This window comes from Enterobacter sp. QK-SA4 (assembly GCF_056856775.1).
Genome location: NZ_JBXFXH010000007.1, coordinates 1,432,808 through 1,452,890 on the forward strand (window position 1 = coordinate 1,432,808; position 20,083 = coordinate 1,452,890).

22 protein-coding genes are annotated in these 20,083 nt (G+C 56.3%); 15 read left to right on the forward strand and 7 right to left on the reverse strand.

Going from position 1 to position 20,083, the window contains the following annotated elements:
- Positions 1-7: 7 nt before the first annotated feature.
- The 7 genes from purF to hisP all read left to right on the forward strand — a co-directional run bounded on the left by purF (position 8) and on the right by hisP (position 6,537).
- Positions 8-1,525 (forward strand): amidophosphoribosyltransferase, encoded by a 1,518-nt coding sequence (gene purF, locus AC1VYI_RS08460; protein ID WP_021241570.1) that lies wholly within the window; start codon positions 8-10, stop codon positions 1,523-1,525.
- A gap of 89 nt (positions 1,526-1,614) precedes the next feature.
- On the forward strand, positions 1,615-2,184 hold the full coding sequence (locus tag AC1VYI_RS08465; protein WP_134867325.1) for a UbiX family flavin prenyltransferase: 570 nt from the start codon (positions 1,615-1,617) through the stop codon (positions 2,182-2,184).
- Positions 2,185-2,475: 291 nt separating this feature from the next.
- Positions 2,476-3,258, forward strand: a complete 783-nt coding sequence (gene argT, locus AC1VYI_RS08470; protein ID WP_023312560.1) for a lysine/arginine/ornithine ABC transporter substrate-binding protein ArgT — start codon at positions 2,476-2,478, stop codon at positions 3,256-3,258.
- 226 nt (positions 3,259-3,484) lie between these two features.
- Positions 3,485-4,267 carry a histidine ABC transporter substrate-binding protein HisJ gene (hisJ, locus tag AC1VYI_RS08475; protein WP_008502592.1) on the forward strand — a complete coding sequence of 261 codons (783 nt, stop codon included), beginning with the start codon at positions 3,485-3,487 and terminating at the stop codon, positions 4,265-4,267.
- Between the two features lie 88 nt (positions 4,268-4,355).
- The gene (locus AC1VYI_RS08480) at positions 4,356-5,042 is read left to right on the forward strand and encodes a histidine ABC transporter permease HisQ (RefSeq protein WP_014832782.1); all 687 of its coding nucleotides are present in this window, start codon (positions 4,356-4,358) and stop codon (positions 5,040-5,042) included.
- Positions 5,039-5,755: an ABC transporter permease gene (locus AC1VYI_RS08485; RefSeq protein WP_134867326.1), complete on the forward strand. Its 717-nt coding sequence runs from the start codon at positions 5,039-5,041 to the stop codon at positions 5,753-5,755. Before AC1VYI_RS08480 ends, AC1VYI_RS08485 begins: the two co-directional genes overlap by 4 nt.
- A gap of 8 nt (positions 5,756-5,763) precedes the next feature.
- The gene (gene hisP / locus AC1VYI_RS08490; protein ID WP_045354320.1) at positions 5,764-6,537 is read left to right on the forward strand and encodes a histidine ABC transporter ATP-binding protein HisP; all 774 of its coding nucleotides are present in this window, start codon (positions 5,764-5,766) and stop codon (positions 6,535-6,537) included.
- A 162-nt stretch (positions 6,538-6,699) separates the two neighbouring features.
- Here the strand turns inward: hisP and AC1VYI_RS08495 are convergent, their stop codons facing one another.
- The 4 genes from AC1VYI_RS08495 to yfcG form a co-directional block, all read right to left on the reverse strand.
- Positions 6,700-7,218: a GNAT family N-acetyltransferase gene (locus tag AC1VYI_RS08495; protein WP_205915737.1), complete on the reverse strand. Its 519-nt coding sequence runs from the start codon at positions 7,216-7,218 to the stop codon at positions 6,700-6,702.
- A 44-nt stretch (positions 7,219-7,262) separates the two neighbouring features.
- Positions 7,263-8,156: a TIGR01777 family oxidoreductase gene (locus tag AC1VYI_RS08500; RefSeq protein WP_134867327.1), complete on the reverse strand. Its 894-nt coding sequence runs from the start codon at positions 8,154-8,156 to the stop codon at positions 7,263-7,265.
- A gap of 13 nt (positions 8,157-8,169) precedes the next feature.
- On the reverse strand, positions 8,170-8,538 hold the full coding sequence (folX, locus tag AC1VYI_RS08505; protein ID WP_023312555.1) for a dihydroneopterin triphosphate 2'-epimerase: 369 nt from the start codon (positions 8,536-8,538) through the stop codon (positions 8,170-8,172).
- A gap of 75 nt (positions 8,539-8,613) precedes the next feature.
- A complete protein-coding gene (gene yfcG, locus AC1VYI_RS08510) occupies positions 8,614-9,243 on the reverse strand; it encodes a GSH-dependent disulfide bond oxidoreductase (RefSeq protein ID WP_134867328.1) in 630 nt (209 codons plus the stop codon).
- A gap of 141 nt (positions 9,244-9,384) precedes the next feature.
- Here yfcG and yfcF point away from each other — a divergent pair, with 141 nt between their 5' ends.
- From yfcF to yfcD, 3 genes are read left to right on the forward strand one after another with little or no spacing between them, the layout of a single operon-like run.
- A complete protein-coding gene (gene yfcF, locus AC1VYI_RS08515; protein ID WP_023312553.1) occupies positions 9,385-10,029 on the forward strand; it encodes a glutathione transferase in 645 nt (214 codons plus the stop codon).
- A 56-nt stretch (positions 10,030-10,085) separates the two neighbouring features.
- Entirely contained in the window at positions 10,086-10,637 is a 552-nt protein-coding gene (yfcE, locus tag AC1VYI_RS08520; RefSeq protein ID WP_023312552.1) for a phosphodiesterase, read from the forward strand.
- Positions 10,638-10,692: 55 nt separating this feature from the next.
- Positions 10,693-11,247 (forward strand): NUDIX hydrolase YfcD, encoded by a 555-nt coding sequence (yfcD, locus tag AC1VYI_RS08525; protein ID WP_023312551.1) that lies wholly within the window; start codon positions 10,693-10,695, stop codon positions 11,245-11,247.
- A gap of 3 nt (positions 11,248-11,250) precedes the next feature.
- On the opposite strand, the gene AC1VYI_RS08530 is transcribed toward yfcD, so the two are convergent.
- Complete coding sequence (locus AC1VYI_RS08530; RefSeq protein ID WP_023312550.1) at positions 11,251-12,270, reverse strand: LacI family DNA-binding transcriptional regulator; 1,020 nt, start codon at positions 12,268-12,270, stop codon at positions 11,251-11,253.
- 234 nt (positions 12,271-12,504) lie between these two features.
- On the opposite strand from AC1VYI_RS08530, the gene AC1VYI_RS08535 reads away from it, so the two are divergent.
- The 5 genes from AC1VYI_RS08535 (at position 12,505) to AC1VYI_RS08555 (ending at position 16,487) form a co-directional block, all read left to right on the forward strand.
- On the forward strand, positions 12,505-12,948 hold the full coding sequence (locus tag AC1VYI_RS08535) for a PTS sugar transporter subunit IIA (RefSeq protein WP_134867329.1): 444 nt from the start codon (positions 12,505-12,507) through the stop codon (positions 12,946-12,948).
- Positions 12,949-13,028: 80 nt separating this feature from the next.
- A complete protein-coding gene (locus AC1VYI_RS08540; protein ID WP_003861447.1) occupies positions 13,029-13,301 on the forward strand; it encodes a PTS sugar transporter subunit IIB in 273 nt (90 codons plus the stop codon).
- A 21-nt stretch (positions 13,302-13,322) separates the two neighbouring features.
- Complete coding sequence (locus AC1VYI_RS08545; RefSeq protein WP_023312548.1) at positions 13,323-14,714, forward strand: PTS ascorbate transporter subunit IIC; 1,392 nt, start codon at positions 13,323-13,325, stop codon at positions 14,712-14,714.
- Positions 14,711-15,541, forward strand: a complete 831-nt coding sequence (locus AC1VYI_RS08550; protein ID WP_223604494.1) for a transketolase — start codon at positions 14,711-14,713, stop codon at positions 15,539-15,541. Before AC1VYI_RS08545 ends, AC1VYI_RS08550 begins: the two co-directional genes overlap by 4 nt.
- Positions 15,534-16,487, forward strand: a complete 954-nt coding sequence (locus AC1VYI_RS08555; protein WP_134867330.1) for a transketolase family protein — start codon at positions 15,534-15,536, stop codon at positions 16,485-16,487. Before AC1VYI_RS08550 ends, AC1VYI_RS08555 begins: the two co-directional genes overlap by 8 nt.
- A 74-nt stretch (positions 16,488-16,561) precedes the next feature.
- On the opposite strand, the gene pta is transcribed toward AC1VYI_RS08555, so the two are convergent.
- Positions 16,562-18,703 (reverse strand): phosphate acetyltransferase, encoded by a 2,142-nt coding sequence (gene pta, locus AC1VYI_RS08560; protein WP_134867331.1) that lies wholly within the window; start codon positions 18,701-18,703, stop codon positions 16,562-16,564.
- A gap of 76 nt (positions 18,704-18,779) precedes the next feature.
- Entirely contained in the window at positions 18,780-19,982 is a 1,203-nt protein-coding gene (ackA, locus tag AC1VYI_RS08565; RefSeq protein ID WP_023312544.1) for an acetate kinase, read from the reverse strand.
- Between the last annotated feature and the right edge of the window lie 101 nt (positions 19,983-20,083).

Here is a 20,083-nt window from a genome sequence, read left to right on the forward strand (position 1 = left end):
AAGACGAATGTGCGGTATTGTCGGTATCGCCGGTTTCATGCCGGTAAACCAGTCGATTTATGACGCGTTAACGGTGCTTCAGCACCGTGGGCAGGATGCTGCGGGTATCATCACCATTGATGCAAACAACTGCTTCCGTTTACGCAAGGCCAATGGCCTGGTAAACGATGTGTTTGAAGCCCGCCATATGCAGCGTCTGCAAGGTAATATGGGGATCGGTCACGTTCGTTATCCTACTGCTGGCAGTTCCAGCGCCTCTGAGGCACAGCCTTTCTACGTCAACTCACCGTATGGCATCACCCTTGCTCATAACGGCAACCTGACCAACGCGCATGAGCTGCGTAAAAAGCTGTTCGAAGAGAAACGTCGCCACATTAACACCACCTCTGATTCTGAAATCCTGCTCAATGTGTTCGCCAGCGAGCTGGATAACTTCCGTCACTACCCGCTGGAAGCAGACAACATCTTTGCTGCCATTGCCGCGACCAACCGCCAGATCCGCGGCGCGTACGCCTGCGTGGCGATGATTATCGGTCACGGCATGGTGGCCTTCCGCGATCCAAACGGCATTCGTCCCCTGGTGCTCGGTAAGCGCGACCTCGGCGATGGCCGTACCGAATACATGGTTGCCTCTGAGAGCGTGGCGCTGGATACCCTGGGCTTCGAGTTCCTGCGTGACGTTGCGCCGGGCGAAGCGGTCTATATCACCGAGAAGGGCCAGCTGTTTACCCGCCAGTGTGCCGATAATCCGGTCAGCAACCCGTGCCTGTTTGAATACGTTTACTTCGCCCGCCCGGATTCCTTCATCGACAAGATTTCCGTCTACAGCGCGCGCGTCAACATGGGCACGAAGCTGGGCGAGAAAATTGCCCGCGAGTGGGACGATCTCGACATCGACGTGGTTATTCCTATCCCGGAAACCTCCTGCGATATCGCGCTGGAGATCGCCCGCATTCTGGATAAGCCATACCGTCAGGGCTTCGTGAAGAACCGCTACGTTGGCCGCACCTTTATCATGCCGGGCCAGCACCTGCGCCGTAAGTCCGTGCGCCGCAAGCTGAACGCCAACCGCGCGGAATTCCGCGACAAGAACGTTCTGCTGGTGGATGACTCCATCGTTCGCGGCACCACCTCTGAGCAGATTATCGAGATGGCGCGCGAAGCGGGTGCGAAGAAAGTCTACCTGGCCTCTGCCGCGCCGGAGATTCGCTTCCCGAACGTGTACGGCATCGATATGCCAACCGCCAACGAGCTGATCGCTCACGGCCGTGAAGTGGATGAAATTCGCCAGATCATCGGTGCCGACGGCCTGATTTTCCAGGATCTGAACGATCTCATCGACGCGGTGCGTGCCGAGAACCCGGAAATTCAGCAGTTTGAATGCTCCGTGTTCAACGGTATTTACGTGACCAAAGACGTTGACCAGCAGTACCTCGACTATCTTGATTCGCTGCGCAACGACGATGCGAAAGCCGTCCAGCTGCAGAACGATCTCGAAAGCTTAGAGATGCACAACGAAGGTTGATGCTCCGGCAGGTGAGGGCGAATGCCCTCACTTGCAACTCCCCGCAAAATCCTGCACAGTCTGCCCTGAAATCAGTAAGGGCGAAAATCATGAAACGACTCATTGTTGGGCTCAGCGGCGCCAGCGGCGCGATCTACGGCGTACGTTTGTTACAGGTTCTGCGTAGCGTGGCGGAAGTCGAGACCCATCTGGTGATGAGCCAGGCGGCGCGGCAGACCCTCTCTCTGGAAACCGATCTCTCCCTGCGCGATGTTCAGGCACTGGCAGACGTGGTTCACGATGCCCGTGATATCGCCGCCAGCATCTCCTCAGGCTCGTTTAAAACGGCCGGCATGGTTATCCTGCCCTGTTCCATTAAAACGCTCTCCGGCATTGTGAACAGCTATACCGACACCCTGGTGACGCGCGCGGCGGATGTGGTGCTGAAGGAGCGTCGTCCTCTTGTGCTCTGCGTGCGGGAAACGCCGCTGCATCTCGGTCATCTGCGTTTAATGACCCAGGCCGCCGAACTTGGGGCCATCATCATGCCGCCGGTTCCGGCGTTTTATCATCGCCCGATCTCGCTGGATGACGTGATTAATCAGACCGTTAACCGCGTGCTGGATCAGTTTGACATCGACCTGCCCGAAGATCTCTTCACCCGCTGGCAAGGGGCCTGATTCTGTGCACAAACAGAGTGCATGAAAAGAGACGTTGCCCTGTTTCAGGGCAATTATGCAACGGCGATCATATCCTCGACATTTAATTCGTTTTTTCCCTTTTTCTCTTTCCGGTTCGTTCGGCAGACCTGCTATCTTTCACCATTAAGGCAATATCGCAACGTTTTATTAACATATTTAACGTCGAAGTTTTGACCAGACGGCAATGTGGCATAAGACCTGCAAGATGAAGCCTGCAACACAACACACAACACAATACATAATAAAATCACGGTACTTGAGGGTAAATGTATGAAGAAGACGGTTCTGGCTCTGTCTTTGCTCGTGGGGTTAAGTGCGGCGGCAGGTAGCTACGCAGCGCTTCCACAGACGGTTCGTATCGGTACAGACGCAACCTACGCGCCATTCTCTTCCAAGGATGCGAAAGGCGATTTCGTGGGGTTTGATATCGATCTGGGAAATGAAATGTGCAAACGCATTGCGGTGAAATGCACATGGGTGGGCAGCGACTTTGACGCGTTAATCCCGTCGCTGAAAGCCAAGAAAATCGACGCCATTATCTCTTCTCTCTCCATCACCGAAAAACGCCAGCAGGAGATTGCCTTCTCTGACAAGCTCTACGCCGCGGATTCTCGCCTGATTGCGCCGAAAGGCTCCCCGATTAAGCCCACCATCGACTCGCTGAAAGGCAAGCATGTTGGCGTGCTTCAGGGTTCGACGCAGGAAGGTTATGCCAATGCGACCTGGCGCGAGAAGGGCGTCGACGTGGTGGCTTACCAGAACCAGGATCTGATCTACTCTGACCTGGCCGCAGGCCGTCTGGATGCGGCATTCCAGGATGAAGTCGCCGCGAGCGAAGGCTTCCTGAAACAGCCTGCGGGTAAAGACTATGCGTTTGCTGGCCCGTCGGTAAAAGACAAAAAATACTTTGGTGACGGCACCGGTATTGGCCTGCGCAAGGATGATACCGAGCTGAAAGCCGCCTTCGACAAAGCCTTTGCAGAGCTGCGTAAAGACGGGACTTACGACAAACTGGCGAAGAAATACTTCGACTTCAACGTATACGGTGAATAATACCTGGCGCTAACGCACCGCAAAGGTGCGTTGCGGGAGTGGTTGACCCAATGCGGTGCATTTGTTGCACCGTATTGGATCGCTTTGTGCATACTTACGCATTTATAATGCAAAAATTCCCGCCTGAAGGGCATTAGTCTTTGCCTGACAGAGGGGATTGATGGCACATTAGCACCACCCCGTCGTCGTAAAAATCCCGTATGAAGACAGTTTGTTGAGGACAAATATGAAAAAACTCGTGTTGTCACTATCTCTGGTACTGGCCTTTTCCAGCGCCACCGCGGCATTCGCAGCCATTCCGCAGAAAATTCGAATTGGTACCGATCCAACCTATGCGCCGTTTGAATCAAAGAATTCAAAGGGTGAACTGGTGGGTTTTGACATCGATCTGGCTAATGAGCTGTGCAAACGCATCAAAGCACAGTGTACCTACGTTGAGAACCCGCTGGATGCGCTGATCCCATCCCTGAAAGCGAAAAAAATCGACGTGATCATGTCCTCGCTCTCCATCACCGAAAAACGCCAGCAGGAGATTGCCTTCACCGACAAACTCTACGCGGCCGATTCTCGTCTGGTGGTGGCGAAATCGTCTGATATTCAGCCAACGCTGGAGTCGCTGAAAGGCAAACGCGTCGGCGTGCTGCAGGGCACCACGCAGGAAACCTACGGCAACGAACACTGGGCGCCGAAGGGGATTGAAATCGTCTCCTATCAGGGTCAGGAAAATATCTACGCTGACCTGACGGCAGGCCGAATTGATGCGGCATTCCAGGATGAAGTTGCGGCAAGCGAAGGCTTCCTGAAAACGCCGGTGGGTAAAGATTACAAGTTTGGCGGCCCGTCTATTAAGGACGTGAAGTTGTTTGGTGTGGGCACCGGTATGGGCCTGCGCAAAGAAGACAACGAACTGCGTGAGGCGCTGAACAAAGCGTTTGCTGAAATGCGCGCTGACGGCACCTACGACAAGCTGGCGAAAAAGTACTTTGATTTTAATGTTTACGGCGGCTAATCGCCCCGTCAAATAACGTGCGGCCCCTCCCGATGTGGGAGGGGAAAAGACACGGTTCCACCACTCACGATACGACAGGGCTCGCGGTATGCTGTACGGATTTTCTGGCGTTATTTTACAGGGCGCGCTTGTCACCCTTGAACTGGCTATCAGCTCCGTGGTGCTGGCGGTGCTGATAGGTCTGGCGGGCGCAGGGGCGAAGCTTTCGGCTAACAAACCGCTGGCGCTCATATTTGAAGGCTACACCACGCTTATTCGCGGCGTTCCCGATCTGGTGCTGATGCTGCTTATCTTTTACGGTCTGCAGATTGCGCTTAACAGCGTAACGGACGCGATGGGCATGGGACAAATTGATATCGACCCGATGGTGGCCGGTATTATTACCCTCGGTTTTATCTACGGTGCCTACTTCACCGAAACCTTCCGTGGTGCCTACATGGCCGTGCCGAAAGGCCATATTGAGGCGGCAACCGCATTTGGTTTTACCTCTTCACAAACGTTTCGTCGGATTATGTTCCCGGCCATGATGCGTTATGCGCTCCCGGGCATCGGCAACAACTGGCAGGTTATCCTCAAAGCGACAGCGCTGGTCTCGCTGCTCGGTCTGGAAGACGTCGTGAAAGCGACTCAGCTGGCGGGCAAGAGCACCTGGGAGCCGTTCTACTTTGCGGTGGTCTGCGGCGTGATTTATCTGGTCTTTACGACCGTCTCCAATGGTGTGCTGCTTCTGCTCGAGCGTCGCTACTCCGTGGGTGTGAAGAGGGCTGACCTGTGATTGAGATTATTCAGGAATACTGGAAATCGCTGCTGTGGACGGATGGCTACCGCTTTACCGGCGTGGCGATTACGCTCTGGCTGCTGATCTCCTCCGTGGTGATGGGCGGTATTCTGGCGGTGTTTCTTGCCATTGGCCGCGTGTCGAACAATAAATTTATCCAGTTCCCGATCTGGCTGTTCACCTACGTGTTTCGCGGTACGCCGCTGTACGTGCAGCTGCTGGTGTTCTATTCGGGGATGTATACGTTTGAGATCGTAAAAGGCACTGAGATGCTGAACGCGTTCTTCCGCAGCGGCCTGAACTGTACGGTGCTGGCATTGACGCTCAACACCTGCGCCTACACCACCGAGATTTTCGCCGGGGCAATTCGCTCTGTTCCTTACGGTGAGATTGAAGCGGCGCGCGCGTACGGCTTTTCCTCGGTGAAACTTTATCGCTGCATTATTCTGCCGTCGGCGCTGCGTATCGCGTTGCCGGCGTACAGTAACGAAGTGATTTTGATGCTGCACTCCACCGCGCTCGCCTTTACCGCGACGGTGCCGGATCTGCTCAAAATTGCGCGCGATATTAACTCCGCGACCTATCAGCCGTTTACCGCGTTTGGCATTGCGGCGGTGCTCTATTTAATTATCTCTTATGTTCTGATAAGCCTGTTCCGTAAGGCTGAAAAACGCTGGTTGCAGCATATAAAACCTTCTTCGACGCACTGAGAAAGATGATGGCTGAGAACAAATTAAACGTTATTGATTTGCACAAACGCTACGGCGAACATGAAGTGCTGAAAGGGGTGTCGCTGCAGGCGAATGCGGGCGACGTGATCAGTATTATCGGCTCATCCGGCTCGGGGAAAAGTACCTTCCTGCGCTGCATTAACTTCCTCGAAAAACCGAGTGAAGGCTCGATTGTGGTGAGCGGGCAGAATATCAATCTGGTACGTGATAAAGACGGCCAGCTGAAGGTTGCAGATAAGAACCAGCTGCGACTGCTGCGTACGCGCCTGACGATGGTGTTCCAGCACTTCAACCTCTGGAGCCACATGACGGTGCTGGAGAACGTGATGGAAGCGCCGATTCAGGTGCTGGGCCTGAGCAAGCAGGAAGCCCGCGAGCGCGCGGTGAAATACCTTGCGAAAGTGGGTATCGACGAGCGCCAGCAGATGAAATACCCGGTGCATCTCTCCGGCGGTCAGCAGCAGCGTGTCTCTATCGCGCGCGCGCTGGCGATGGAGCCCGAAGTGCTGCTGTTTGACGAACCGACCTCCGCGCTGGACCCTGAACTCGTTGGCGAAGTGCTGCGCATCATGCAGAAGCTGGCCGAAGAGGGCAAAACGATGGTGGTGGTGACGCACGAGATGGGCTTCGCCCGAAACGTCTCGAACCACGTCATCTTCCTGCATCAGGGGAAAATTGAAGAGCAGGGGCACCCGGACGAAGTGCTGGCGAACCCGCAAAGCCCGCGTTTGCAGCAGTTCCTCAAAGGATCTCTGAAGTAAAGAGGGCATCAGCCCGCAGTGCAGCCCAATCGCCCGGTGGCGCTTCGCTTACCGGGCCTACGGACTGGGTGTTCTCCCTCTCCCTGTGGGAGAGGGTCGGGGTGAGGGCATCAGACCGCAGTGAAGCCTAATCGCCCGGTGGCGCTTCGCTTACCGGGCCTACTAATTCCGATGCCGGCCGGCATACTCCAGCCGATACACCCAGTCGTCATAGCGCACGCCGTCAATTTCATACGCCTTTTCCAGCACCTGCGTACGCACAAACCCTGCTTTCTCCAGCACGCGCACCGAACCGCCGTTGTCCGCCAGCACATATGCGTTAATCGCTTTTACGCTGGTCTTGTTAAACGCGTAATCGCACACCGCGCGCAGCGCCTCGCTGGCAATCCCTTTTCCCTGCGCGGCAGGCACAACCGTATAGCCGATATCGGCCTCTTCACGATTCTCAGGGCTGATTTGCAGGCCAATATCGCCCAGCGGCGTATCGTCCTCCAGAGAGCGGATCACGAAGACATGCTCCGCCATCAGCCGCGCGGCAAACACGCGGCGGGTCTCTTTTTCCGGCGCGATGGCGGCCATGTAGCGCATGATGCTGCGATCTTCACGCAGCGAGCGGAAGAAAGCCCAGTCAGTGGGTTCGAAAGGAGTGAGGTGAAGCCGGGGAGTGGTGATCGTTGCCATTGTTACGCCATATCTTCGGAACATGGCCTGTCACTGTAACATATTCACCGCACCACATCCCCCAGCGCCTCTTCTAATTCATACCAGCGGAACGCAAACCCGGCCGCTTCCAGCCGTTTTGGCAGCGCCCGCTGCCCGCCTAATACCAGCACAGACGCTTCACCCATCATCAGGCGAATCACCGTGGCAGGCACACGCAATATCGCCGGGCGGTGCAGGGCATGCCCCAGCGCATGGGCAAACTGTTCGTTACGTACCGGATACGGCGCAACCATGTTAAACGGCCCGCGCAGATCGTTATCCAGCAGCCAGAGAATCCCGTTGACCATATCGTCGATATGGATCCACGCCAGGTACTGACGACCATTGCCGATGGGGCCGCCGAGTCCGAGCCGGAAAGGGGGAAGCATCTTCGCCAGAATACCGCCTTTAGGCGCAAGCACGACGCCTGTCCGCAGCAGGCAGACGCGGGTGCGATCGCTCTGCGCCGCACAGGCGATACGCTCCCACTGGGCGCAAAGCTTGTGGGTAAACTCGTTATGCGGCGGCTCTTCCTCGGTCACCACCACCTCACCGAGATCGCCGTAATAGCCTACCGCTGAACCCGAAATCAGCACCGAAGGCGGGGTATGGCTATTGCGGATCATCTCGACCAGCTTTTCGGTAATGTTCCACCGGCTGCTGCATAACAGCTGTTTTTGCTCTTCCGTCCAGCGCTTATCGGCGATGGGTTCACCCGCGAGGTTAATGACGGCGTCGAAGCCGTCCAGATTTTGCTGCTCGGCCAGATTTTTCCAGATATCGATACCCGCCCCCAGCACCTGGCGCGCTTTCTCCGGGCTGCGCGTGACCACGGTAATGTCGTGATGCAAGGCCTGCAGACGCGCAATGAGATGACGACCAATCAGGCCCGTGCCGCCGGTCAGCAAAATCTTCATACAACCTCCAGGGTTACGCCTGGCGTCGCCAGCTTAACGTCATGGAGACGGAATCGGCGTAGCGCAGGGCGTGAAGTTTATCGATCTCAACTTCAGCATAAGTGACCCAGTGATGTTCGCGTGCGATATCGAGCACATCCTGAGTTAATTTTTCCAGCAGAGAGAAGCGGTTATTCTCCACGTACTGAATGATGTTTTTGGTTATTGTGCGGTAGTTCAGCGCGTCGTTGATGTCTTCGCTGGCCCGCGCTTTGTCTGCGGGATAGTGAATTACCACGTTAATGACAATATCCTGACGGTTGGCGATCTCTTCCTCTTTGATACCGATGAAGGTACGTAAGCGTAAATTTTTTATGCGAATAATAGCGTCTGGCTGTGACATTGCAGGTCTTCTCCGTGTCAGTATTTCACGCTCATCATACATGAGAGGCTCGCGGGCACCCAGCCTCATAGAGGGTTAAATCTGCTGGATTTTTTGCATCGCCCGCTTGGTGGCCGGGCGGGTCCGAATGCGCTCAAACCAGTTATTCACCGCCGGGTAAGCGGCCAGGTCAATTCGGTGTTTTTCATGCGTATTCACCCACGGCCAGCAGGCGATATCGGCAATACTGTAATGATCGCCCCCGAGCCACGGCGTTTTCTTCAGCCGACGGTTCAGAACGTCATACAGCCGTTGAGTCTCAACCTGATAGCGTTCGATCGCGTAGGGAATGGGCTGCGGGGCGTAAGCGGTAAAATGATGATTTTGCCCCAGCATGGGCCCCAGCCCGCTCGCCTGCCAGAAGAGCCATTGCAGGGTATGGTGACGCTCGCGCAGTTCGCCGCTCAGCAGTTTGCCGGTTTTCTCCGCCAGGTAGAGCAAAATTTCACCGGATTCAAACAGGCTCAGCGGCCTGCCCCCGTCCGCCGGCTGGTTATCAATAATGGCCGGGATTTTATTATTCGGCGATATAGCCAGAAAGAGAGGGCTGAACTGTTCGCCTTTGCTGATATCCACGCGAATGATCCTGTAATCCAGCTCGGCTTCTTCAAGAAAGAGGGGGATCTTATGGCCGTTTGGGGTAGGGGCGTAATAAAGGTCGATCATTCTCAACTCCTGTCCATGCGAATAGTGGTGCCATGACAAATGAGTATAGGTGGTTGTTGTAAATCGTGAGTTTTCATCAAGTGACAGCGACGCAAAGAGATTATATGTTGAGTAAAAACCCGATCAGCCGATGAGGATGTTATGAACCAGCCCGTAATCACGTTGTGGTCCGATGCGAATTTCTTTTCTCCCTATGTTATGAGCGTATACGTTGCGCTGGCCGAAAAAGGACTCACTTTTACGCTGAAGACCGTTGATCTCGACGGCGGTGAGCATCTCAAGCCACAGTGGCAGGGTTACGACCTGACCCGACGCGTGCCGGTGCTGGAGATTGACGGTTTTGCCCTGAGCGAATCGTCGGCGATTGATGAATATCTGGAAGATCGGTTCGCGCCGCCCGAGTGGGAGCGCATCTATCCTCACGACCTGCAAAAACGCGCGCGGGCGCGGCAGATCCAGGCGTGGCTGCGAAGCGATCTGGTGCCAATTCGCGTGGAACGCTCAACGGACGTCGTGTTCGCCGGGGTGAAAAAGCCAGCGCTCAGCGCTGAAGGTCGTGAAAGCGCGCAAAAACTCATTGAAACCGCCACCTCGCTCCTCGCACACGGCAACCCGAACCTGTTCGGCGAGTGGTGCATTGCCGACGCCGATCTTGCGTTGATGCTAAACCGCCTGATCCTCAACGGCGATGAGGTGCCGCAGCTGCTGGTGGATTATGCCGCGTTTCAGTGGCAGCGTGCCTCCGTGCAGCGCTATGTGGCACTATCTGCCAGGCGCGCGGGCTGATAAGCCCGGACGCTTCAGGTATGATGGGGGCAGTCTGTTTTCCCGAGGAGTGACTGATGAAACTGATGTTTGCGTCGGATATCCATGGATCGCTGCCCGCTACCGAGCGTGTCCTTTCCCTGTTTGCACAAAGCGGCGCGCAGTGGCTGATTATACTGGGGGATGTGCTCAACCACGGCCCGCGCAACGCGCTGCCGGACGGCTACGCTCCGGCGCAGGTCGCGGAAAAGCTCAACCCGTACGCCTCACGAATCATCGCCGTTCGCGGCAACTGCGACAGCGAAGTGGACCAGATGCTGCTGCATTTTCCCCTTACCGCGCCATGGCAGCAGGTGCTGCTGGAACAAAGCCGCCTGTTCCTGACGCACGGGCATCTTTTTAGCCCGGATAATCTCCCGGCGCTCGCGGCTGGCGATGTCCTGGTTTACGGTCATACTCATATTCCGGTTGCTGAAAAGCGCGGTGAGATTTATCACTTCAACCCGGGATCGGTCAGCATACCGAAAGGCGGTTATCCAGCGAGCTATGGCATGCTGGATGGAAATACCCTGCGCGTTATCGCACTTAATGATCAGCAAGTTATTGCGCAGGTAGCGATTAATCCGTAAGTTACACCTCAACTGCAAACGCGCCGAAAGAGCGCTTAGAAGAGAAGGTTTCCCGATGGTGGAGCAGAGTCATTTGGCAAGTACAGAGTGGGTTGACATTGTCAGCGAAGAGAATGAAGTGATCGCGCAGGCCAGCCGCGAACAAATGCGTGCGGAGCGTCTGCGCCACCGCGCAACGTACATCGTTGTGCATGACGGTATGGGCAAAATTCTGGTCCAGCGCCGCACGGACACCAAAGATTTTCTCCCGGGTATGCTGGATGCCACCGCAGGCGGTGTTGTCCAGGCAGATGAAGTGCTGCTGGATTCCGCGCGTCGAGAAGCAGAAGAAGAGTTAGGTATCGCCGGCGTGCCGTTTGCCGAGCACGGCCAGTTCTATTTCGAAGACGAAAACTGCCGCGTCTGGGGCGGGCTGTTTAGCTGCGTCTCCCACGGGCCGTTCGCTCTGCAGGAAGAAGAGGTGAGTGAAGTCAGCTGGATGACGCCGGAAGAGATCACCGCGCGCTGCGACGAGTTCACGCCGGATTCGTTAAAAGCGCTGGCGCTGTGGATGACCCGCAACGCCAAAAACGAATCGACCAAATCAGAGAAAGAGGAAGAGGCTGAGTAATATTCAGCAACTTTCTCTCAGACACAGACTGGACGCGATGGGCTTTTGATCGCGCCAGTCACCGTCATTCAGACGCTCCAGCAACGCTTTCCCGGCTTCAATTCCAATCTTACGATGCGGCACCGCCATCGTCGTCAGCGGCGGCTGACAGACGCGGCTCACGTCGCTATCGCCAAAACCTACCACCGCCAGGTCGTCCGGCACCTTGATTCGCCTGCGCTGGCACTCGTACAGCGCCCCGCAGGCCAGCTCATCTGAGACGCATACCAGCGCATCCAGCTCCGGCCACGCCAGCAGGAATTCAGGCAGCTGTGCCGCGCCTGTCGAGAAGCTTGGCGGCATCGCCGCGTTAATGACCCGGGTTGGCGACATATGGTGGCGAAGCATGGCTTTGTACCAGCCCTGCAGATGCTGCTGGAAAATCCACTGCTCCTGGTTGGCGCACAGCAGGCCAATATTTTGGTAGCCGCGCTTAATCACCATTTCCGTGAGTTCATACATGGCCGCTACGTTATCAATCCCGATATTCATATCAATCGGGTCGGCGCGCATGGCGCCCATCTCCATCACCGGAATGGAGGCGTTTTTCAGCCAGTGGCGAACGGTATCGGTATGTTCAACGCTGAGCAGGATAGCGGCGGCAATATTCGACGCCAGCAGCGTCTCCAGCAACTTCTCCTCCTGCTCAAGACGATGCTGGGACTCTGCCAGCATGATCTGATACCCGGCAGGCTGTAGCACCTGCTGTAGCCCGGCGAACATCTCCGAGCAGCCGGCTTCGGAGAGGTTAGGCACCACCATGGCTATCGTCCACGACGACGCCGAGGCAAGCGCGCTGGCGGCAAGATTCGGCATATAACCCAGCTCCTGCACGGCAGCTTCAATTTTTTCTCGTAGTTTATCGGAAACCTGTTCGGGCGTGCGGAGTGCACGGGACACGGTCATCGTGCCCACACCGGCAAGCTGTGCGACATCGGCGAGTGTCACTTTACCAGTACTGCGCCGTTTTCGGGTTAGAGACATACACCTTCCTGCTGACCAGACGCGTTCTTCATTTCCTTCGCTTGACGTGACAGGCAGTATACGCCTTAAATCCCTTTTTTTGCTGTGATTTAGCGCCGTGATTGCAATTTGATAGCGCTATCACATTTCTGGATGTTAAGTATTGGTAGCGCTATCTTTGTGATCGCGATCGCAGTCATCCAGCGATGTGTTGAATAAAGTTTGCTCATCTTTAGCGTGTAGCGGGAGTAAAAAGTGCTCAAAAAATGGATATATGATACAACCATCACGCTGCAGGATAGCGTGGAAAACTGGCCGCAGGCGCTGGAGCTGTGCGCGAAGCCGCTTATGGATTTGCAGGTGATTGAGCCTGAATACGTCACGGCCATCATCCAGCAGCACCACGCGTTAGGACCCTATTATGTGCTGGCACCAGGGCTGGCGATGCCGCATGCGCGGCCGGAGGAAGGCGCCAAAGGACTGGGGTTGTCTTTATTAAAACTAAAACAGGGCGTCTCGTTTGGTGCCGGTGAGTTTGACCCTATCGATGTGATTATTATGCTCGCGGCACCGGATAAACATAGCCATATCGAAATGATATCCGCACTCGCAGAATTATTTTCCAGCGACGAGGATATGGAGAAACTGCATCAGGCGAATACCCTGGAGGAAATTAAAACGATTATTGACCGCTTCTGATTTAATTCTTTAATCCGATTATTCACAACATTACGCGACAGCGTGATGGGGCGTGCTCTACTCAAAATAAGGGGACAACAATGAAAATCATGGCTATTTGCGGCTCCGGCCTGGGCAGCAGTTTTATGGTCGAAATGAATATTAAAAAGGTGCTTAAAAAACTGGAGATTGAGGCTGAGGTTGAACATTCCGATCTCTCCTCGGCCACGCCGGGCGCGGCCGATCTGTTCGTGATGGCAAAAGACATTGCGGCCAGCGCCAGCGTGCCGGAAAGCCAGCTGGTGGTGATTAACAACATCATCGACATCAACGAACTTGAAGCGCAGCTGCGCGCCTGGTTCGAAAGACAATAACCCTGATAAGGCGAGGTGGATATGTTTATCCTTGAAACGCTGAATTTCGTTGTTGATATTTTAAAAGTCCCTTCGGTGCTGGTCGGCTTAATTGCGCTTATTGGTCTGGTTGCGCAGAAAAAAGCGTTTTCGGACGTGGTGAAAGGGACGATTAAAACCATTCTCGGCTTTATTGTGCTGGGCGGCGGCGCTACGGTGCTGGTGGGGTCATTAAATCCTTTGGGCGGTATGTTTGAGCACGCCTTTACGATTCAGGGCATTATTCCAAACAATGAAGCGATTGTGTCAATTGCGCTGGAGAAATACGGTGCAGCGACCGCGCTGATTATGGCCTTCGGCATGGTGGCGAATATTATCGTCGCGCGCTTTACCCGCCTGAAGTACATTTTCCTGACCGGACACCACACGTTTTACATGGCGTGCATGATTGGCGTGATCCTGACGGTAGCGGGCTTTGAGGGCGTGGGCCTGGTCTTTACCGGCTCGCTGATCCTCGGCCTGATCATGGCCTTCTTCCCGGCGATTGCCCAGCGCTACATGAAGCGCATTACCGGCAACGATGAGATTGCATTCGGCCACTTCGGCACGCTGGGCTACGTGCTGTCCGGCTGGATTGGCAGCAAGGTCGGCAAAGGCTCCCGCTCAACCGAAGAGATGAACCTGCCGAAGAACCTGAGCTTCCTGCGCGACAGCTCGATCTCGATCTCCCTGACCATGATGATTATCTACCTGATCATGGCGGTGAGCGCCGGACGTGAGTACGTGGAGGCCACCTTCAGCGGCGGTCAGAATTACCTGGTCTACGCCATCATCATGGCGATCACCTTCGCGGCGGGCGTGTTCATCATTCTGCAGGGCGTGCGCCTGATTCTGGCGGAAATCGTTCCGGCCTTTACCGGCTTCTCGGAGAAACTGGTGCCGAACGCGCGTCCTGCGCTGGACTGCCCGGTGGTGTATCCGTATGCGCCAAACGCGGTGCTGATTGGCTTCCTGTTCAGCTTCCTCGGCGGGATTGTAGGGTTGTTCATCTGCGGTCAGTTTAGCTGGGTGCTGATCCTCCCGGGCGTCGTGCCGCACTTCTTCACCGGCGCAACGGCGGGCGTGTTTGGTAACGCCACCGGCGGACGCCGCGGGGCAATGATTGGCGCCTTTGCTAACGGCCTGTTGATCACCTTCCTGCCGGTCCTGCTGCTGCCGGTGCTGGGCGCCATTGGCTTTGCCAACACCACCTTCTCGGACGCCGACTTCGGCGCGGTCGGGATTGTCCTCGGCAACCTGGCGCGCTTCCTGTCGCCGCTTGCCATCACCGGACTGGTTGTGGCGTTGTTCGCGCTGCTGGTGGCGTACAACGTCTTCGCGAAAAACAAACCTGCGGGCGGTAACGCGCAGGAAAACACCGGAGCCAAATCATGAATGAGAAAGAGATAACCGAACTCGCGCGTCAGATCCGTCTTGAGACGCTGAAATCCCTGACGCAGCTGGGTTTTGGGCACTATGGCGGCAGTATGTCGGTGGTCGAAACCCTGGCCGTGCTGTACGGTGCGGTGATGAAAATCGACCCGGCGGATCCGGACTGGCCGGAGCGAGACTATTTTGTCCTGTCGAAAGGCCATGCGGGACCGGCGCTCTACAGCACGCTGGCGATCAAGGGCTACTTCCCGGTGGAAGAGCTGAGCACCCTGAACCAGAACGGCACGCGCCTGCCAAGCCACCCGGACCGTCTGAAAACGCGCGGCGTGGACGCCACCACCGGTTCGCTGGGGCAGGGGATCTCCATTGCCGGCGGTATGGCGCTTTCGCACAGGCTGGCGGGGCGACCGAACCGCGTCTTCTGCATCGTCGGTGACGGCGAGCTGAACGAGGGGCAGTGCTGGGAAGCCTTCCAGTTTATTGCCCACCATCGCCTGAACAACCTGACGGTGTTCGTGGACTGGAACAAACAGCAGCTCGACGGCGAGCTGGACGAGATCATCAGCGCGTTCGACCTGGAGGGGAAATTCCGCGCCTTTGGCTTTGACGTGGCGACGGTGAAGGGCGACGACATCCCGGGCCTGCTGGCGGTGACGTCGCGGGTCCCGGCTGCCGACGCGCGTCCGTTAGTCGTCATCCTCGACAGCATCAAAGGGCAGGGGGTGCCGTACCTGGAACAGCTCAGCAACTCGCACCACCTGCGGTTGACCACGGAGAGCAAAGCGGCCCTCAACGAGACGATTCGCCAACTGGAGGCTTCACATGATTAAGGTTGCACCGGCAGGAGAGAAAGACGCCGTTGAGATGCGTAAGGTCTACGCGGGCTTTGTGGCAAAGCAGATTGAGGCGGGAAGCGAGATTATCGCCCTGGAAGCGGATCTGATGAGCTCGATGGCGATGGACGGCGTGGCGCGCGATTATCCGCAGCACGTGATTAACTGCGGCATTATGGAGGCCAACATCATCGGCACGGCGGCGGGGCTGTCGCTTACCGGGCGTAAACCGTTCGTTCATACCTTCACCGCGTTTGCCAGCCGTCGCTGCTTCGACCAGCTGTTTATGTCCCTGGACTATCAGCGCAACAACGTGAAGGTGATTGCCTCGGATGCGGGCGTGACGGCCTGCCATAACGGCGGAACACATATGTCGTTTGAGGATATGGGCATCGTACGCGGTCTGGCGCATTCGGTGGTGCTGGAGGTGACCGACGCGGTGATGTTTAAGGACGTGCTGCGCCAGCTTATCGACCTCGAAGGCTTTTACTGGGTACGCACCATCCGCAAGCAGGCACCGAGCGTGTACGCCCCGGGCTCAACCTTCACCATCGGCAAAGGTAACGTGCTGCGCGAAGGAACCGATATTACCCTGATTGCCAACGGCATCATGGTGGCGGAAGCGCTGGAGGCGGCGCGCCAGCTTGAGCAGGAGGGGGTAAGCGCGGCGGTCATCGACATGTTTACCCTGAAGCCCATCGACCGGATGCTTGTGAAAAACTACGCCGAGAAAACCGGGCGCATCGTCACCTGTGAAAACCACAGTATTCACAACGGGCTGGGATCGGCGGTGGCGGAAGTACTGGTGGAAACCTGCCCGGTACCGATGCGGCGGGTGGGCGTCAAGGAGCGTTACGGACAGGTGGGGACGCAAGATTTCCTGCAGAAGGAGTATGGCCTGACGGCACATGACATTGTATCGGCGGCGCGAGAGCTGCTGTAAATAAAAAAGGCGACCCGTTAAGTGGTCGCCTTTTTGTTGCCCGGTAAGCGCTAGCGCCACCGGGCTTTTTAACATTACTGCTGCTGCGAAGACTGGATCGCGGTCAGAGCGATGGTATAGACGATATCGTCTACCAGCGCGCCACGAGACAGGTCGTTCACAGGTTTGCGCATGCCCTGCAGCATTGGCCCGATGGAGATCAGGTCTGCTGAACGCTGCACCGCTTTATAGGTGGTGTTACCGGTGTTCAGATCCGGGAAGATGAACACGGTAGCGCGACCTGCAACCGGCGAGTTCGGCGCTTTGGATTTCGCAACGTCGGCCATCACGGCGGCGTCGTACTGCAGCGGACCGTCGATCATCAGGTCAGGGCGTTTTTCCTGCGCCAGACGGGTCGCTTCACGCACTTTCTCTACGTCGCTACCAGCACCAGAGGTACCGGTGGAGTAGGAGAGCATCGCTACGCGCGGTTCGATACCGAAGGCAATCGCGGAGTCCGCGGACTGGATAGCGATTTCTGCCAGCTGCTCTGCGGTTGGATCCGGGTTGATCGCGCAGTCACCATAAACGTAAACCTGTTCAGGCAGCAGCATGAAGAACACGGAAGAAACCAGAGAGCTGCCCGGTGCAGTTTTGATCAGCTGCAGCGGTGGGCGGATGGTGTTCGCCGTGGTGTGAACCGCACCGGAAACCAGACCGTCAACTTCGTCCTGCTCCAGCATCAGCGTGCCCAGCACCACGTTGTCTTCCAGCTGTTCGCGTGCAACGGCTTCGGTCATGCCCTTGCTCTTACGCAGCTCAACCAGACGGGCAACGTAGCTCTCGCGAACCACTTCAGGGTCAACGATTTCGATGCCAGCGCCCAGCTCAACGCCCTGAGACGCCGCAACGCGGGTGATCTCATCCGGGTTACCCAGCAGCACGCAGGTCGCGATGCCGCGCTCTGCACAGATAGCAGCTGCTTTAACGGTACGTGGTTCGTCGCCTTCTGGCAGAACAACGCGTTTGCCCGCTTTACGCGCCAGCTCGGTCAGCTGATAACGGAATGCTGGAGGAGACAGGCGGCGGCTGCGCTCGGAGGTTGCAGTCAGGGATTCGATCCAGTCTGCGTTGATGTAGCCCGCAACGTATTCCTGAACTTTCTCGATACGCTCGTGGTCATCAACCGGCACTTCCAGGTTGAAGCTCTGCAGGCTCAGGGAGGTCTGCCAGGTGTTGGTGTTCACCATGAAGACCGGCAGGCCGGTCGCAAACGCGCGTTCGCACAGCTTGCTGACGCGTGGGTCCATCTCGTAGGCACCGGTCAGCAGGATCGCACCGATTTCCACGCCGTTCATCGCGGCCAGGCAGGCTGCAACCAGCACGTCAGGACGATCTGCGGAGGTTACCAGCAGGGAACCTGCGCGGAAGTGTTCCAGCATGTGCGGAATGCTGCGTGCACAGAAGGTCACGGACTTCACGCGGCGGGTGTTGATGTCGCCTTCGTTAACGATAGTGGCGTTCAGGTGACGCGCCATATCGATTGCACGAGTGGCAATCAGATCGAAGCTCCATGGCACCGCGCCCAGAACCGGAAGCGGGCTGGATTCCTGCAGCTTAGCCGGGTCAACTTTGATGACTTTCGCTTTGGAAGAGTCGTCGAAGATCTCGGACAGGTCAGGGCGAGTACGGCCCTGCTCATCCACCGGTGCGTTCAGCTTGTTCACGATCACGCCGGTGATGTTGGTGTTTTTCGCGCCGCCGAAGCTGCTGCGCGTCAGTTCGATACGCTCGTTCAGCTGCTCTGGGGTGTCGGTGCCCTGAGACATCACGAAAACGATCTCTGCGTTCAGGGTTTTCGCGATTTCAAAGTTCAGAGACTGGGCAAACTGGTGTTTGCGCGTCGGGACCAGACCTTCAACCAGCACCACTTCCGCGTCTTGCGCGTTAGCATGGTAGTTGGCGATGATATCTTCCATCAGCACGTCTTTCTGGTTGCTGGACAGCAGAGATTCAACGTGGCTCATCTTCAGCGGTTCAGCCGCTGGCAGATTGGAGTTCTTGCGAACGATGGTGGTGGTCTGGTCTGGCGCATCGCCACCGGCACGTGGCTGGGCAATTGGCTTAAAGACGCTCAGACGAACGCCTTTGCGTTCCATAGCACGGATAACGCCAAGGCTGACGCTGGTCAGGCCGACGCTGGTTCCGGTAGGGATCAGCATAATAGTACGGGACACGGTTTATCCTCTTTCGTTACCGCCGCAATTGGGCGGGTTACAAAACAGCACCGCCAGCATTGCTGGCGGTGTGGAATCAGGCAGTCAGGCGGTGCGCGTCTTGCGCAATGACCAGTTCTTCGTTAGTTGGGATAACGAGAGCAGGGCGGGTGCCTTCTTTGTTGATGAAGCCAGACTTGCCGAAGCGGGCAGCCAGGTTACGCTCGTGATCAACGTCGAAGCCCAGAACGCCCAGTTTGCCCAGGGACAGTTCACGAACCATTGCCGCGTTCTCACCGATACCACCGGTGAAGATAACCGCGTCCAGACGGCCTTCCATCAGCGCAGTGTAAGAGCCGATGTACTTCGCCAGACGGTGGCAGTAAACGTCCATTGCACGTTTAGCGTCTTCTTTCTCTGCGTAGTTGTCTTCAACGTAACGGCAGTCGCTGGTGACTTCGGTCAGACCCAGCAGGCCAGACTCTTTGGTCAGCATTTTGTTGATCTGGTCAACGCTCATGCCCAGGGTGTCGTGCAGGTGGAAGATGATCGCCGGGTCGATGTCACCGGAACGGGTACCCATCACCAGACCTTCCAGCGGGGTAAGACCCATGGAGGTATCAACACATTTACCGTTGCGGATAGCGGAAACAGAACCACCGTTGCCCAGGTGGCAGGTGATGATGTTCAGTTCTTCAACCGGCTTGTTCAGAACTTTTGCGGCTTCCTGAGTCACATAGAAGTGGCTGGTGCCGTGCGCGCCGTAGCGACGTACGCCGTGTTCTTTGTACAGGCTGTACGGCAGGGCATAGAGGTAAGACTCTTCCGGCATGGTCTGATGGAACGCGGTGTCGAATACGGCCACGTTTTTGTCTTTCAGATTCGGGAAGGATTTCAGCGCTTCAGCGATACCGATCAGGTGAGCAGGGTTGTGCAGCGGTGCGAAGGACGCAGAGTCCTTGATGCCCTGGATCACAGATTCGTCGATGACGACGGAGCTGGTGTATTTTTCGCCGCCATGGACGATACGGTGACCAATCGCAGTCAGCTGAGCAGACAGTTCTGGTTTTTGTGCCAGAATAGTGTTAACGATAAAGTTCAGCGCTTCACTGTGAGCGGCGCCTGCACCTAAAGCCGCTTCTTGTTTGCTGCCGTCCATCTTCCACTTGATACGTGCTTCAGGCAGATGGAAACATTCGGCCAAACCAGAGAGGTATTCGTCACCGTTGAGCGCATCGATGATGGCGAATTTCAGTGAGGAGCTACCGCAGTTCAGAACCAGTACTAACTTACTCGACATGGAAGTACCTATTATTGATACGTGGCTAAAAAAACGTCAGTGAGTCTAACAGCGTAACGCATGATGACTCAGACATTTATGATTAACATCATGCCAAACGA